The organism is Pseudarthrobacter oxydans, from assembly GCF_030812335.1.
In the GTDB taxonomy this organism is placed as follows: domain Bacteria; phylum Actinomycetota; class Actinomycetes; order Actinomycetales; family Micrococcaceae; genus Arthrobacter; species Arthrobacter oxydans_B.
Genome location: NZ_JAUSSN010000014.1, coordinates 31,371 through 46,173 on the forward strand (window position 1 = coordinate 31,371; position 14,803 = coordinate 46,173).

Sequence of the window (14,803 nt, forward strand, 5' to 3'; positions counted from 1 at the left end):
CTGCTGTGAATCCGGTGAAGCTTAGACCTCGGTCAGGACCTTGGTGACGTTGGGGTCAACCGAGATGCCCGGGCCAAAGGTGGTGGCGACGGTGGCCTTCTGGATGTAGCGGCCCTTGGAAGCGGACGGCTTGAGGCGCAGGACCTCTTCCAGAGCGGCTGCGTAGTTCTCGGCCAGCTTGAGGGCGTCGAAGGAAACCTTGCCGATGATGAAGTGCAGGTTCGAGTGCTTGTCGACGCGGAAGTCGATCTTGCCGCCCTTGATGTCGTTGACAGCCTTGGCGACGTCAGCGGTCACGGTGCCGGTCTTCGGGTTCGGCATCAGGTTACGCGGGCCCAGGACCTTGCCGAGACGGCCAACCTTGCCCATAAGGTCAGGGGTGGCGACGGCGGCGTCGAAGTCGGTCCAGCCGGCTGCGATCTTTTCGATCAGGTCATCGGAACCAACGAAGTCGGCGCCGGCAGCGATTGCAGCCTCAGCCTTGTCGCCCGTTGCGAAAACGAGGACGCGGGAGACCTTACCGGTGCCGTGCGGCAGGATAACGGTGCCGCGGACCATCTGGTCAGCCTTACGCGGGTCGACACCCAGGCGGAATGCAACCTCAACGGTGGCGTCGAACTTGGACGGGTTGGTGTCCTTGGCGAGCGTCACTGCCTCGAACGGCGCGTAGAACTTCTCCGCGTCGATCTTGGCTGCGGCTGCCTCATATGCTTTGCTGCGCTTTGCCATGCTGCTTATTCTCCTTGTGCAGTTGTGGTCTGCGGACCGCGCTGGGCCCTGCCACAGTTGGAAGTCCGTACGGTTTGTCCGTACCGCTTTCCAACATCTCAATGTTTAGGTGGTGCCGGTTGCCCGGCGGGGAAGGCTATTAGCCCTCGACGGTGATACCCATGGAACGGGCGGTGCCGGCGATGATCTTCGCGGCGCCTTCCAGGCTGGTGGCGTTGAGGTCTTCCATCTTGGTGGTGGCGATCTCGTTTACCTGGGCCTGGGTCAGCTTGGCAACCTTGACGGTGTGCGGGGTCGGCGAACCCTTGGCGACGCCTGCAGCCTTTTTGATGAGCTCTGCAGCCGGCGGGGTCTTGGTGATGAACGTGAATGAACGGTCCTCGTAGACCGTGATTTCAACCGGAATAACGTTGCCGCGCTGGGCTTCCGTCGCAGCGTTGTACGCCTTGCAGAATTCCATGATGTTGACACCGTGCTGGCCAAGCGCAGGACCGATGGGCGGGGCCGGGTTAGCGGCACCTGCCTGGATCTGCAGCTTGATGAGGCCGGTGACCTTCTTCTTGGGAGCCAATGTAGGGTCCTTCTCTCAATTACGTCCTGGGACACAGGAGCGTGCCTCAGGTTGTTGGCCGCCATGGCGAGGCGGCCGGCCGCCCCAGGCTGCTAAAGCGGGCAGTCCGGGGCGAATTCTGTGGGGGTAGCTAGATCTTGCTGACCTGGTTGAATGCCAGCGTGACCGGGGTCTCGCGCTCGAAGATGGAGACCAGCACCACGAGGGTCTGGGAATCCACCTTGATTTCCGAGATCGTGGCCGGAAGGGTCTCGAAGGGACCTTCCTTGACGATGACGGACTCGCCAACCTCGAAGTCGACGTCGATCTGCGCGGCGGCGTGCTTGACCGGCTTGCCCTTCTCGGCCTGCTCTTCTTCGAAGACCGGGGCGAGCATGGAGAAGACCTCGTCGAGGCGCAGCGGGACCGGGTTGTGGGCGTTGCCCACGAAGCCGGTGACGCCGGGGGTGTGGCGGACGGCGCCCCAGGAGGCATCCGTCAGGTCCATGCGGACCAGGACGTAACCGGGGATGCGGACGCGGTTGATGACCTTGCGCTGAGCATTCTTGATCTCAACGACTTCCTCCATCGGAACCTGGATTTCGAAGATGTAATCTTCCATGTCCAGGGTCTGGATGCGGGTTTCAAGGTTGGCCTTGACGCGGTTCTCGTAGCCGGCGTAGGAGTGGATGACGTACCAGTCACCTTCCTGGCGGCGCAGCTTGGCCTTGAATTCGTCGGCCGGATCGACCTCGGCGGCGGCTGCAGCGGCGGCCAGCGCGTCAGCCGACTCGTCGTCGCCTTCGGCTGCCTCTTCGCCGGCCTCGGCGACGGTGTTTGCCTCGTCGACGTCGGCGGACTCGTCTACCTCGGCGGACTCGCCAGCGGCGGCCTCTGCCGTGTCAACGGCCTCGTCAGCGACGTCGGATTCGGGCGCAGCAGACACAGCCTCGGACTCTTCCCCGGCTTCCGCCGCGGCGTCTTGGCTCTTATCCAGCTCAGTCTCAGTTACCTCGAGCTCCTGCTCAGACACTTGGTCTCCTGCTTCCTCATTGCCTAACATGCCTATTTAAATGACTCAATTCCGCACACCCCGCGGAACCCCCGGAATCCCGGTGGTAATCCACGCAGTCTGCGGACCGGTCGCCTTAGTTGTCCCCGGGGCCCGTGCCACCGAAGACCCAGCCCACTGCGGTCCCGAAGGCCAGATCCAGCAGGGTGACGATGAGCATCATGATGACCACGAACACCAGCACCACGAGGGTGTAGTTGATCAGTTCCTTGCGGGTCGGTGCAACGACCTTCTTCAGTTCCCCGATGACCTGGCGGACGAAGAGTGCGATTCGAGCGAAGAAGCCTGCCTTGGGGGCATTCTTGGCGGGGCGGCCACTGGAGCTGCTTGCAGCCGTTTCGGTCACCTGGTCCTCACTCATCCTCGCAATGTCGGATACCCGGCTCTGAACTGAACCATGGTTGCTGCGCTTGCTCCGGAGAAACCGGAACAGCTTGCGCAGGGCAGACAGGACTCGAACCTGCAACCTGCGGTTTTGGAGACCGCTGCGCTACCAATTGCGCCACTACCCTATGGAGCGAAAACCAGTTCCGGCCTGTTTCCCCAGACTTTCCTGAGGCGCAGACCATCATCGTGTTTTCAACACCGGAGAACCAGTCTACGCAACAACTGCGCCTACGTCGAACCGGCCCTGCCGGACCGTCCCGCCCCGCCCCGAAAACAGGGAAAAACGAGGCGGTAAACCGGCTGTAAAAACCATCTGACCCACATGCAGTCACATTTCCACGCCGGCACCGCGGACGATCCGGTGAACAGCATAGAGTAGGTTCCGTCGAATCCCACCAACAGCCACCGAAGCTGCCAGCGAAGAATGGACCCGCGATGACTGCCGCCCGCGTTTCACAGCGTATTTCCGCCATAGCCGAATCCGCCACGTTGGCTGTTGATGCCAAGGCGAAGGCGCTGAAGGCGGCCGGCCGCCCGGTCATCGGCTTCGGCGCCGGCGAGCCGGACTTCCCGACCCCCGAATACATCGTGCAGGCAGCCATCGAAGCCGCCAGCCAGCCCAAGTACCACCGCTACTCACCGGCGGGCGGGCTGCCGGAACTGAAGCAGGCCATCGCGGCCAAGACGTTCCGGGATTCCGGCTACAAGTGCGAGGCCGCCCAGGTGCTGGTCACCAACGGCGGCAAGCAGGCCGTGTACAACACCTTCGCCACGCTGCTCGATCCGGGCGACGAGGTCATTGTCCCCACGCCGTTCTGGACCACGTACCCGGAGGCCATCCGGCTGGCGGGAGGCGTGCCGGTCGACGTATTCGCCGGACCGGAGCAGGGATACCTGGTCACGGTGGAGCAGCTCGAGGCCGCCCTCACGGACCGCACCAAGATCCTGCTCTTCGTCTCCCCCTCCAACCCCACCGGCGCCGTGTACTCGCCGGAGCAGGTCAGGGAAATCGGCCAGTGGGCCGCCGCCAAGGGCCTGTGGGTGGTCACGGATGAGATCTATGAGCACCTGACCTACGACGGCGTGCCCTTCACCTCGATTGCCACGGCCGTCCCGGAACTGGGCGACAAAATGGTCATCCTGAACGGGGTTGCGAAGACCTACGCCATGACCGGCTGGCGCGTGGGCTGGATGATCGGACCGGCCGACGTCATCAAGGCCGCGACCAACCTGCAGTCGCACGCCACGTCCAACGTCTCGAACATCATGCAGATCGCCGCCCTCGCCGCAGTGTCCGGTCCGCTGACCGCCGTCGAGGAAATGAAACTCGCCTTCGACCGCCGCCGCAAAGCCATCGTCGCCGGACTGAATGCCATCGAGGGCGTCGAATGCCCGACGCCGAAGGGCGCCTTCTACGTCTACGCGGACGTCCGCGCCTTGCTCGGCAAGGAGTTCCCGTCCGCGAACGGTCCGGTCCGGCCGTCGACGTCGGCGGAGCTGGCCACGCTGATCCTGGACGAGGTCGAGGTGGCCGTGGTTCCGGGCGAGGCTTTTGGCCCCTCCGGCTACCTGCGCCTCTCCTACGCCCTGGGCGACGAGGACCTCGCCACAGGCGTCGCCCGGCTGCAGGACTTCCTCGGCAAGGCAAAGTAGCAGCCCAAACCCCCGATGCGCTATCACTTAGGGTCCTTATTCCCGTGCGATAAGGACCCTAGGTGATAGCGCATCTTTGGTTAGAGGAGGCGGCGTTCGGCGGCCCAGCGGGTGAGTTCGTGCCGGCTGGAGAGCTGGAGTTTTCGCAGCACCGCCGAGACGTGGGTCTCGACGGTCTTGATCGAGATGAACAGCTCCTTCGCGACCTCCTTGTAGCTGTAGCCGCGGGCGATCAGCCGCATCACCTCGAGTTCGCGGGCGGAGAGCCGGTCCAGCTCGTCGTCGGCAATGTCCGCCGGGGCGGTCCCGAAGGCGTCCAGCACAAATCCCGCCAGCCGGGGCGAGAAGACGGCGTCCCCGCCGGCGACGCGGCGGACGGCGTCGGAAATTTCTGCCCCGGAAATGGTCTTGGTGACGTAGCCGCGGGCCCCGGCCCGGATCACGGACACGACGTCCTCGGCCGCGTCCGAGACGCTGAGGGCCAGGAACCGGGTGCTGCCCAGCAAGGGCGCGGAGCCGGCCAGCACTTCGCGTCCGCCGCCGCCGAGCCCGCCCGGCAGGTGCACATCCAGGAGCACGACGTCGGGACGCACGGCGGCGATCACGGCCACGGCGTCCTCCACCGTGCCGGCCTCGCCCGCCACGACGATGTCCGGGTCCAGGTCCGCCTTCAGGCCGGACCGGAAGATGGCGTGGTCGTCCACGATCACCACCCGGATCCCCTGGGCCGGGCTCCCCGCTTCGGTGCTGCTCACAGTCTTGCCTCTCCGTTGCTGTTCGTGGCGGCAGCCCCGGCGGGTGCTCCCGCTGAGAGGGGCAGCCTGAGCCGCACCTCGGTGCCGTCCTGGGTGCTGTTGATGGTGGCGGTGCCGCCGTGGCGGTTCATCCGGCCGACAATCGACTCGCGGACCCCCAGCCGGTCGGCGGGGACGGCATCCAGGTCAAAGCCGGGACCGCGGTCCTTCACGAAGACCTCCGCTGCGCCGTCGGTGACTTCCAGGTACACCGATACGGCGCCGCCGCCGTGCCGGGCCGCGTTCAGCATGGCCTCACGGGCGGCCTGGACCAGTGCCTCGTGGCGTTCGGTCATAGCGCAGTCACCCACCGTGACGACCTCGACGGCGTGGCCCAGGGAGTCTTCCACTTCCGCCGCCGCGGTCTTGATGCCCTCGGAGAGCTGACCGGCTTCCTTGCCCGGGTCCCGGTACAGCCAGCCCCGCAGCTCGCGCTCCTGGGCCCGGGCCAGGCGGACGACGTCGGTCTCGTTGCCGGCGCGGCGCTGGATCAGGGCCAGCGTCTGCAGCACGGAGTCGTGCAGGTGGGCGGCGATCTCGGCCCGCTCGGTCGCGCGGACCCGGCCGGCCCGCTCCGTCTCCAGGTCGCGCCAGAATTTCAGTCCCCAGGGCAGGAGGACCAGGGCCACGCCGCCGAGCACCGCCACCGAGGACAGCAGGGCAAGCCAGGTCTGTTCCCAGGACCCGGAGCCGGACACCATGATCAGGACACCGCTCACGACGAGGGCCAGCCCGGCCGCAAGGCGGGCCCAGCCGCCGGCCTGGTCCGCCTTGGTCTTGTCCACGAGGCCTGCCCGGCGCGTCTCGTCCAGCTGCATCCAGGCGATGGCCGCGCCGCCCAGGATGGCAGCTACCGGGATGAGCGTCCCGAGCGGAACATCCACACCGAGCATGCGGGCGATCAGGATGCCGGCGGCCAGCAGCAGGCCCGCGCCGAGCAGGATCTCCTTGCCGTAGCGCATGCCGGTGACACTGCTCCACCAGGAATCGGCGGGTTCCGCCCCTGCCGGCGCGACCGCCGGGGCAATCGGCGACGCCGGCTGGCGGGCATTGCGTTTGGCGCTTTCGTCCGCGGTGGGAACCATGATCCAGAGCCAGGCGTAGAAGGCGACCCCGGCGCCCCCGGCGAGCGCGGCGACCGCCATGCCCAGGCGAACCATGCGCACCGGCCAGCCCAGGTGCCGGGCGAGGCCGGCACAGACCCCGGCAATCACCCGGTCGCTGCCGCGGACCAGCGGCGGGCGGGAAGCGGCGGTTGTCATGACTCAATCCAAACATGGATCAGGGTTCCCCGGACCCGTTTTCAGCCCTAACCGGGGGTGACTCAGGGACAGTTCAGGGTGGTCCCCAGTAGAGCGGATTCGCGGCGGACGGGAGGATCGAAGTATGAATCCGCACACTGAGCACCCCGATGAAGGCACCGTCCCTTCGGGCGGCAACGCCGGACGGCCCGCAGGGACCAATAAAGGGCAAACTACAGGGCCAAAAGCAGGGCCGTCCGACGGGCAAAATACAGAGCCGTCCGAAGGGCAGGCCGCCGGAGAATCCGCAGCTCGGCCGGCCGGTCAGCCGGCAGACACCTCCGCCACCCTTCCGCTGGATACTTCCGCGACCCTCCCCCTGGACTTTCCGGCCGGCGCCGGCGCCGAGGCCCCCCGCGGTTCCGCCGCGGACCAGCGGCCCGCGGCCGACACCTCCGCCACCCTTCCGCTGGACACCTCCGCCACACTCCCCCTGGACTTTTCCGCAGGCTCCGGCGGCGCGGGGACGCCTCCGCTGCCCCCACCGCCCCCGCCGTCCTACTACGGCGCGACACCCCCGCCGGCCGGCAGCCAGCCGCAGAATTTCTTCGACTGGACCCGCAGCCAGGGCGTCTACCGGGGCCGCGAGCGCTGGGTGGGGGGCGTCGCCAGCGGCATTGCCCAGCGCCTCGGCATCGACCCGCTGATTGTCCGCGGCATCCTGGTCGTCCTGGCAGTCTTCGCCGGCGTCGGCGTCCTCCTCTACGGCATCGCCTGGGCACTCCTGCCCGAACCCGACGGCCGCATCCACGTCCAGGAGGCCGCCGCCGGCCGCTGGTCGTCCGGAATGACCGGCGCCCTGATCACCACCATCATCGGCTTCCCCAGCCTGGGCACGGGCGTCTGGGGCTGGGACCGCTATGGCTTCGGCGCCTTCATCTGGACCGTCTTCTGGGTCGGCGGCGCCATCTACCTCATCTACTACCTGACACAGCGCAACAAGTCCCGGAACGGAGTCACGTCCATGTCCTCGAGCCCCCAGACCGGCGGCCCGGCAAACCCCGGCTATCCGCCGAACCCGATCACCCCGGCCTACCCGTCAGACCGGTCAGACCGGTCAGACCGGTCAAACCCGGCAACGCCCTCAGCACCGACGGCCCCCTTCGCCACGACCGGCTACGGCGCGTCGGCCACGCTGCCCCGCTACGGCGAGACAACGGTGCCCGGCCCGGCCTGGGGCACGCCTCCGCCTGCCGGCCCCACGCCTCCCCCCGGGGGCGGCTACCAGCCGGTGCCGGGCGGCGGGCCCGTCCCGCCGGCCAAGGACCGGAACTTCGGCCCCGGGGCCCCCGCCGTCGCGGTCACCGCAGGCCTCGCCCTGCTGGTGGGCGGCGGGCTCAAGGCCCTCGACGTCGCGAACGTGATCGACCTCGGCACCTCCAGCAACGCCGTCGTCTGGGCCAGCGCCGCAGTCGTCCTGGGGCTCGGCATCCTCGTCGCCGGCCTGCGGGGCCGCACGTCGGGGATCCTTGGGTTCTTCGCCGTGGTCGCCCTGATTGTTGGCGGCATCTTCAACTTGCTTCCCAACGCCGACCGCTTCCGCCCCCAAAACGCCGACTGGTCACCGGTGAGCGTCGAGCAGGCCCGGGCCGGTTTCGACATCACGGCCGGCACCGGGACCGTGGACCTGACGAGGCTCGCGATCAATCCGCCGCTACGGACCGACGTCGTGGTCCCCGTCAACGCGACGGCGAGCAACCTCACGGTGGTCATCCCGGATGACGTCCCGGTGCAGATCCGCGCCGACATGACCATGGGCAACCTCAATGAGGGCACCGAGAACCATGGTGGCATGACCAACCAGCGAAGCTACTACAACACCGACAAGCCGGGAGAGACGCTGATCGTGGAGATCGACGGCACTTTCAGCAACGTGACTATCAGGGAAGGGAACTGACATGAGCAGCTATGACGCACCGACCGGCAGCACGGAACACCGCGGCCCTGCCGCTCCCGCGCGGTCCGCTCCCCCGGAGCCGCCGGAGGATTCCCCGGCCCGTGTCGGCACCATCGTCTGGGGGCTGATCGTGGTGGCCCTCGCCGTCCTCATCATCGTCGCCCAGCTCGGCATCGTGGCACTCAACGGCACCTACGTGGTGATCGGCCTGATGATCGGCGCCGGGGCGGCACTCGTGATCGGCGGGCTGCTCTCGGCCCGCGGTCGCGACAAACGTGACAAAGCAGCACCGACAGGGAAGGCTTGAGCCATGGAAAAGTTCTTTAGCACCGTCCGGGGCCTCGGCCTGAAACGTGGTCCGCAGCGCTGGTTGGGCGGTGTCTGCGGCGGGATCGCCGCCAAGCTGAACGTGGACGTCGCGTTCGTCCGGATCGCGTTCCTGCTCTTCGCGCTGCTTCCCGGACCGGCCTTCGTGCTGTATCTCGTGGCCTGGCTGCTCCTGCCGGACCAGCGGAACGCCATCGTCCTCGAGTCGTTCCTGGCGAAGCGCCCGAACCGGCCCTGAGGCCCTCCGCGTGAACCCAAGTGCCCCTGCCGCCGGCGGGGGCACTTGGTTGTTGTCATGGTTTGTGTCCTGCCCCACATGCCCCATTAGACTCTAGGTGAGCTCAGCGTGGCGCTCTGCCTGTAACCCTTCGAGCCAGGATTTGAGCCGAAACATGAAAATTGGAATCCTCACCAGCGGCGGAGACTGCCCCGGACTGAACGCCGTCATCCGTGGCGCCGTCCTGAAGGGCATCGCCGTCCATGGCCACGAATTCGTGGGATTCCTGGACGGCTGGCGCGGCGTTGTCGAGGGCGACATCATCGATATCCCCCGCACCATGGTCCGCGGCATCGCCAAGCAGGGCGGGACCATCCTGGGCACCTCCCGCACCAACCCGTTTGAGAACAACGGCGGGCCCGAGGTCATTAAGGCCAACATGGACCGGCTCGGCATCGACGCACTCATCGCCATCGGCGGCGAGGGGACCCTGGCCGCGGCCAAGCGGCTCACCGACGCCGGCCTGAAGATCGTCGGCGTCCCCAAGACCGTCGACAACGACCTCGACGCGACGGACTACACCTTCGGCTTCGACACCGCCGTCGAGATCGCCACCGAGGCGATCGACCGCCTGCGCACCACGGGAGAGTCCCACCACCGCTGCATGATCGCCGAGGTGATGGGCCGCCACGTGGGCTGGATCGCGCTGCACGCCGGCATGGCCTCGGGCGCCCACGCCATCCTGATCCCGGAGCAGAAAGCCTCGATGGAGCAGATCGCCGAATGGGTCACCTCGGCCCGCGACCGCGGCCGCGCCCCGCTCGTCGTCGTCGCGGAGGGGTTCGTTCCGGATAACCAGGAAACACCGCACTCCGAACGCGGGCTGGACACCTTCGGCCGTCCGCGGCTGGGCGGGATCTCCGAACGGCTGGCCCCGGAGCTGGAAGCCATGACGGGCATCGAAACCCGGGCGACCGTCCTGGGCCACATCCAGCGCGGCGGGGTCCCCACGGCATTCGACCGGGTGCTGGCGACCCGCCTGGGCATGGCGGCCATTGACTCCGTCGTGGAACAACGCTGGGGCACCATGGTGTCCCTCAACGGCACCGACATCGTCCATGTGGGCTTCGACGCCGCGCTCGGCAACCTCAAGACCGTCCCGAAGCACCGCTACGACGAGGCCGCGGTCCTCTTCGGCTGAGCTCCTGATCCTCCGCGCCGAGCCCGGCGCGCCCGTGGGTAGGGTGGAGTCATGACACTTGAGCCCGGTTCGGTCGACATCATCCTGCTCGCGTGGGCCCGCCGCCTGGGGCTCGACGACGGCGCCTTCGCGGCCGCCGCGGGGGTCCGCATCACCCGCGCCGATGACACGGCCCGCGCCGTCCAGTTCGTCCGGCTGTTCGGCAACTCGGCCCTGGTGGGCCCGCAGTGGGCGCTGGACGCCGCCGTCGGGCTGTCCGACGAGGAACTCGCGCAGCATGTCACCCTGCTGACCATCACCCGGGACCACGGCGGCCACGGGCTCGGCGCCGCCGCACTGTTCTTCGCGGACGACCTGCCGCTGCGGCAGCCCGCGGAGGAGCTGACCGTCTCGCACGGCCATCCGGACGCGATCGAGCTGGAGGCCGCCTGCCCGCCGGATGACGTCAACGAGGTGGGCCTCTCGGGCCTGGAGCACCGCTTCACGATCCTGCACGCGGAGAACGGGCACCGGACCCCCGTGGCGTGCGGGGCCTACGCCGAGTGGGAGGGCATCCTGGCCCAGATGGGGGTGCTGGTGGCCCCGGAATGGCGCCGCCAGGGGCTGGGCTCCCTGGCTGCCTCCATCGCGGCGCACGAGGCACTCGCCTCCGGGCTGACCCTGCAGTGGCGCTCCGACGTCAGCAACAAGGGCTCGCTGGCCATCGCCCGCAGCCTGGGCTTCACCGCCGGCGGCATCCAGACCAGCGTCCTGCTGGGCTGAGCCGGCCGCCGCTGAGCCGGACGTCCGTACAGCGTCAGCGGGACGGTGCCCCGGCATCCCGGGCGCCGGCGGCCGTCGCCGCAGACTTGGGGGCCATGGCCCAGCCCTGCATCGGCTGGGGCTTGGCGAAGAACAGCGCCACCGCCGCGCCGAGCAGGATGACCGCGGCGGGCAGCAGCATGGACTGGCCCATCGCCGTCGAGAAGCCCTCCTGCAAAGCCCCGGGAAGGGCGCCGCCAAACGACATCGGACCGGCCTCCCCGGCCCCTCCCGGGGCCGCCGGGAGTTCCGCCGCGAGCCGCGCCTGGATCAGCACCGCGATCGCGGCGCTGCCCAGGACGGCCCCGATCTGGCGCGTGGTGTTGTAGACCCCGGCGCCGGCCCCCGCCTGCCGGGGCGGGAGGTTCCGGGTCGCTGTGGTGCTCAGCGGCGCCCAGATGCCGGCGTTGGCGAAGCCGAGCACCGCGCTGGGCAGCAGGAACAGCCAGATGGGTGTGTCCGGGTGCATCAGGAAGGCGTTCCAGAACAGCGCCACGGACATCAGGACCAGGCCGGCCGCGGTGATGAACTTCGGGTTGACCCGGTCGATGATCCTGCCCACCACCGGGGCCAGGCCGCCCGAGATCAGCGCCATCGGCACCATCATCAGCGCCGACTGCGTCGGGGTCAGGCCCCGGACCACCTGGAAGTAGAAGATCAGCGGCAGCGTGAACGCGGTGACGGTGAAGCCCACGGTGGTGATGCCGATGTTGGCGAGGGAGAAGTTGCGGTCCTTGAACAGGGACAGCGGCAGCAGCGGCTCGCCCCTGTTCACCTTCTGCCACACCACAAACACCACCAGCACGGCGATGCCGGTAAGGATCAGCCCCCACACCGTGATGGGTCCGGTGATGGTGCCCCAGTTGTAGGTCTCGCCCTCCTGGATGCCGAAGACCAGCAGGAAGAGCCCGACGGCGCTGAGCACCACGCCGGGGATGTCGAACTTGTGCGGGTGGGTGCTCAGCGCCGGGACGAAGCGCAGCGCGAGGACAAAGCCGACGATGCCCACCGGGACGTTGATGAAGAAGATCCATTCCCAGCCGAGCCCGTCCACCAGGACACCGCCGAGGATCGGCCCCACCAGGGTGGCCATGCCGGCCGTCGCGCCCCAGATGCCCATCGCGGCGCCGCGCCGGTCCGGGGGGAAGATCCGGGTGATGACCGCCATGGTCTGGGGCGTCATCATCGCCGCGCCGAAGCCCTGGAGCACCCGGGCCATGATGAGCGTCTGGACGTCGCCGGAGAGTCCGCACCAGAGCGAGGCGACGGTGAAGACCACCAGACCGGTGAGGTAGAGCTTCTTGGGGCCGAACCTGTCCCCGAGCCGGCCGGTGATCAGCAGCGGCACGGCGTAGGCGAGGAGGTAGGCGCTGGTGACCCAGATCACCGAGTTGATGTCGGTGTTGAGGCCTTCCATGATGCGGGGGTTCGCCACCGACACGATGGTGGTGTCGATCAGGATCATGAAGAAACCGATCACCAGGGACCAGAGTGCCGGCCACGGCCTGGCGACGTTTTCCATGGGTTCCTTACGGATTGAAAGAATGGCGCTCGTAGTTCTAAGGAGTTCGTCGCGGCCGAGGCCCTGGACGGGCTCAGCCCAGCAGGGCCAGGATGTCCTTGCGTTCGAACATCTGCGCGGCGGCGCGGGCGGAGGGTGTGCCGGCGTCGGGGTCCGCGCCGGCCTCCAGCAGCGCCTGCGCCACCTCCGTGTAGCCCTTGAATACGGCGCCGGCGAGCGGCGTCTGGCCCCGGTCGTTGGCGCTGTTGGCGTCTCCGCCGTGCTGCAGGATCAGCCGGACGGTGTCGGCGTGGCCGTGGTAGGCCGCGAGCATCAGCAGGGTGTCCCCCGCCTCGTTGGTCAGGGTGGCCGGGGCTCCAGCGGCGAGGTAGCCGGCGAGCAGCGGGGAGTCCCCCTGGCGGGCGGCGTCGAAGAGCTTGTGCGCCAGGGCCAGCGTCTCGTCGTCCGGCGGGGTGGTGTCGGTCATCGGGTTCCCCGCAGGAAGCCGGTCTGGCGGCCCACGACCTGGCCGGCGTCGGGGGCCACAATGAGTTCCTGCGCCGCGGTGTAGGGCTCTTCGCCGTCGAGGACGGTCAGGACTTCCTGCGGCGCGACCGACCGCTTGACCACGGCCAGGGCCACCGGCCCCATTTCGTAGTGCTGCGCCACCGAGGTCACGGTGCCGACCTTCCGGTCCCCGGACCGGACCTCGCTGCCGACGGCGGGCATGGTGTGCTGGGAGCCGTCGAGCTGCAGGAACACCAGCCGGCGCGGCGGGTGGCCCAGGTTGTGGACCCGGGCGACGGTTTCCTGGCCCTTGTAGCAGCCCTTGTTCAGGTGCACGGCGGTGCGGAGCAGGTCCAGTTCGTGCGGGATGGTCTTGTCGTCGGTTTCGGCACCCCAGCGCGGCCGCCAGGCTGCGATGCGCAGCGCCTCGGCGGCCCAGATTCCGGCGAGCGGGCGGTCGCCGACCGTGGCTTCCAGCCCGGCGGCCGGGACGAGGTATTCGAACCAGGGCCGTTCCAGCCCGGGGTGGGCGTCCTCCGCGACCACGGCATAGGAGTAGCCGCCGGCGCCGACATGCGGCCAGGGGTCTTCCCAGACCAGCAGGCCGGACCATTCCGGCACCCGGCGGGTGGATCCCAGCACGGCCCAGTCCGCCGAGGCGTCGGCGATCTCGACGCGGAGCATGAACTTCATCCTGTTGAGCCACTCGGCCAGCGGAGCGGCCTCGGCCGTCTCGACGATCAGCCAGGTGGTCGCGCCGTCGTCCACCACCCGCGCATCGAATTCGATCCGGCCCTGCACGCTCAGCAGCAGCAGTTCGCTGGACTGCCCCGGCGCCAGGCCGGTGAGCTGCTGGGAAGACAGCGTGTTGAGCCAGCTCAGCCGGTCCGGCCCGGTGACGGTGACGACACCGCGGTGGGACAGGTCCACGACGGCGGTGCCGGCGGCCAGCGCCCGCTGTTCGCGCAGCGGTTCGCCGTAGTGGGAGGCGACGCCGGCGTCAGCGCCGCCGGCTTCGACGGCGCCAGGGCGCGACAGCAGGGGGCTCTTGATAGTCATATGAAGTAGAAGTCCTAACGGGCTAGCGGTATTCCGGATTCTCGAAGTCAAACCTTGTCCCGGACTTCCAGGCCTCCGGCAGGTTGCCGTAGGCCGGGATGCCGCCGGCGTCCTTGAGCATCCGGGCCAGGTGCAGCAGGTTCCACGTCATGAACGTGGTGTTGCGGTTGGTGAAGTCGCTCTCCGGACCGCCGGAGCCTTCGTCGAGGTAGCTCGGGCCCGGCCCGACGGCGCCGATCCAGCCGGCGTCGGCCTGCGGCGGAATGGTGAAGCCGATGTGCTGGAGGCTGTACAGGACGTTCATGGCGCAATGCTTGATGCCGTCCTCGTTGCCGGTGATGAGGCAGCCGCCCACCTTGGGGTAGAACGCCCACTGGCCCTTGTCGTTGAGTTCGCCGGAGTGCGCGTAGAGGCGTTCGATCAGCTTCTTGGTCTGCGAGGAGTTGTCGCCCAGCCAGATCGGTCCGGCCACGATGACGATGTCGGCGTCCCGGACGGCCGGATACAGCTCCGGCCATTCATCGCTGGCCCAGCCGTGCTCGCGCATGTCCGGGTAGACGCCGCTGGCGATGTCGTGGTCCACGGTCCGGATGACCCGTGTGCTGACGCCGTGTTTGTCCATGATCCGGCGGCTGACGTCGATCAGGCCTTGCGTGTTGGATTTCTCCGGGGACTTCTTGAGGGTGCCGTTGAAATAGACGGCCTTGAGGTCGCTGAAATCGACGGTGTTCCCAGGCATGGCGGCTGTGGCATTCACTGTGGTACTCCCTGCGGTCGCTACGGACAAAGGAAAATCAGTGAGCGCTC

Annotated in this window: 16 protein-coding genes and 1 tRNA gene; 6 read left to right on the top strand and 11 right to left on the bottom strand. The window is 68.1% G+C overall.

What is annotated here, in order from left to right; genetic code table 11:
* Positions 1–21: 21 nt before the first annotated feature.
* From rplA to J2W14_RS19505, 5 genes are all read right to left on the bottom strand, one after another.
* Complete coding sequence (gene rplA, locus J2W14_RS19485) at positions 22–729, bottom strand: 50S ribosomal protein L1 (RefSeq protein ID WP_104061918.1); 708 nt, start codon at positions 727–729, stop codon at positions 22–24.
* 139 nt (positions 730–868) lie between these two features.
* Positions 869–1,300 (bottom strand): 50S ribosomal protein L11, encoded by a 432-nt coding sequence (gene rplK / locus J2W14_RS19490; RefSeq protein WP_024365990.1) that lies wholly within the window; start codon positions 1,298–1,300, stop codon positions 869–871.
* A gap of 130 nt (positions 1,301–1,430) precedes the next feature.
* Positions 1,431–2,312, bottom strand: coding sequence for a transcription termination/antitermination protein NusG (gene nusG, locus J2W14_RS19495; protein WP_307465600.1), 882 nt, complete (start codon positions 2,310–2,312; stop codon positions 1,431–1,433).
* A gap of 115 nt (positions 2,313–2,427) precedes the next feature.
* The gene (secE, locus tag J2W14_RS19500; protein WP_307465601.1) at positions 2,428–2,712 is read right to left on the bottom strand and encodes a preprotein translocase subunit SecE; all 285 of its coding nucleotides are present in this window, start codon (positions 2,710–2,712) and stop codon (positions 2,428–2,430) included.
* A gap of 78 nt (positions 2,713–2,790) precedes the next feature.
* Positions 2,791–2,863 (bottom strand) — tRNA-Trp (locus tag J2W14_RS19505).
* 310 nt (positions 2,864–3,173) lie between these two features.
* On the opposite strand from J2W14_RS19505, the gene J2W14_RS19510 reads away from it, so the two are divergent.
* Positions 3,174–4,391, top strand: coding sequence for a pyridoxal phosphate-dependent aminotransferase (locus tag J2W14_RS19510; RefSeq protein ID WP_307465603.1), 1,218 nt, complete (start codon positions 3,174–3,176; stop codon positions 4,389–4,391).
* Positions 4,392–4,471: 80 nt separating this feature from the next.
* Here the strand turns inward: J2W14_RS19510 and J2W14_RS19515 are convergent, their stop codons facing one another.
* Positions 4,472–5,146, bottom strand: a complete 675-nt coding sequence (locus J2W14_RS19515; protein ID WP_307465605.1) for a LuxR C-terminal-related transcriptional regulator — start codon at positions 5,144–5,146, stop codon at positions 4,472–4,474.
* Positions 5,143–6,447 carry an ATP-binding protein gene (locus tag J2W14_RS19520; protein WP_307465607.1) on the bottom strand — a complete coding sequence of 435 codons (1,305 nt, stop codon included), beginning with the start codon at positions 6,445–6,447 and terminating at the stop codon, positions 5,143–5,145. The genes J2W14_RS19515 and J2W14_RS19520 overlap by 4 nt, the downstream gene beginning before the upstream one ends.
* 124 nt (positions 6,448–6,571) lie before the next feature.
* Here J2W14_RS19520 and J2W14_RS19525 point away from each other — a divergent pair, with 124 nt between their 5' ends.
* The 5 genes from J2W14_RS19525 to J2W14_RS19545 all read left to right on the top strand — a co-directional run bounded on the left by J2W14_RS19525 (position 6,572) and on the right by J2W14_RS19545 (position 10,890).
* Positions 6,572–8,383: a PspC domain-containing protein gene (locus J2W14_RS19525; protein WP_307465609.1), complete on the top strand. Its 1,812-nt coding sequence runs from the start codon at positions 6,572–6,574 to the stop codon at positions 8,381–8,383.
* Position 8,384: 1 nt separating this feature from the next.
* A complete protein-coding gene (locus J2W14_RS19530) occupies positions 8,385–8,690 on the top strand; it encodes a hypothetical protein (protein WP_307465612.1) in 306 nt (101 codons plus the stop codon).
* A 3-nt stretch (positions 8,691–8,693) separates the two neighbouring features.
* Positions 8,694–8,948, top strand: a complete 255-nt coding sequence (locus J2W14_RS19535; protein ID WP_307465614.1) for a PspC domain-containing protein — start codon at positions 8,694–8,696, stop codon at positions 8,946–8,948.
* 154 nt (positions 8,949–9,102) lie between these two features.
* Complete coding sequence (locus J2W14_RS19540; RefSeq protein ID WP_307465616.1) at positions 9,103–10,128, top strand: 6-phosphofructokinase; 1,026 nt, start codon at positions 9,103–9,105, stop codon at positions 10,126–10,128.
* 51 nt (positions 10,129–10,179) lie between these two features.
* Entirely contained in the window at positions 10,180–10,890 is a 711-nt protein-coding gene (locus J2W14_RS19545) for a GNAT family N-acetyltransferase (RefSeq protein WP_307465618.1), read from the top strand.
* A gap of 34 nt (positions 10,891–10,924) precedes the next feature.
* On the opposite strand, the gene J2W14_RS19550 is transcribed toward J2W14_RS19545, so the two are convergent.
* The 4 genes from J2W14_RS19550 to J2W14_RS19565 all read right to left on the bottom strand — a co-directional run bounded on the left by J2W14_RS19550 (position 10,925) and on the right by J2W14_RS19565 (position 14,735).
* Positions 10,925–12,451 carry a DHA2 family efflux MFS transporter permease subunit gene (locus tag J2W14_RS19550; RefSeq protein ID WP_307465620.1) on the bottom strand — a complete coding sequence of 509 codons (1,527 nt, stop codon included), beginning with the start codon at positions 12,449–12,451 and terminating at the stop codon, positions 10,925–10,927.
* A gap of 73 nt (positions 12,452–12,524) precedes the next feature.
* Positions 12,525–12,917 (bottom strand): ankyrin repeat domain-containing protein, encoded by a 393-nt coding sequence (locus J2W14_RS19555; protein ID WP_307465623.1) that lies wholly within the window; start codon positions 12,915–12,917, stop codon positions 12,525–12,527.
* Positions 12,914–13,996 (bottom strand): CAF17-like 4Fe-4S cluster assembly/insertion protein YgfZ, encoded by a 1,083-nt coding sequence (ygfZ, locus tag J2W14_RS19560; protein WP_307465625.1) that lies wholly within the window; start codon positions 13,994–13,996, stop codon positions 12,914–12,916. Before ygfZ ends, J2W14_RS19555 begins: the two co-directional genes overlap by 4 nt.
* Positions 13,997–14,018: 22 nt before the next feature.
* On the bottom strand, positions 14,019–14,735 hold the full coding sequence (locus J2W14_RS19565) for a flavodoxin family protein (RefSeq protein WP_307465691.1): 717 nt from the start codon (positions 14,733–14,735) through the stop codon (positions 14,019–14,021).
* Positions 14,736–14,803 lie beyond the last annotated feature (68 nt).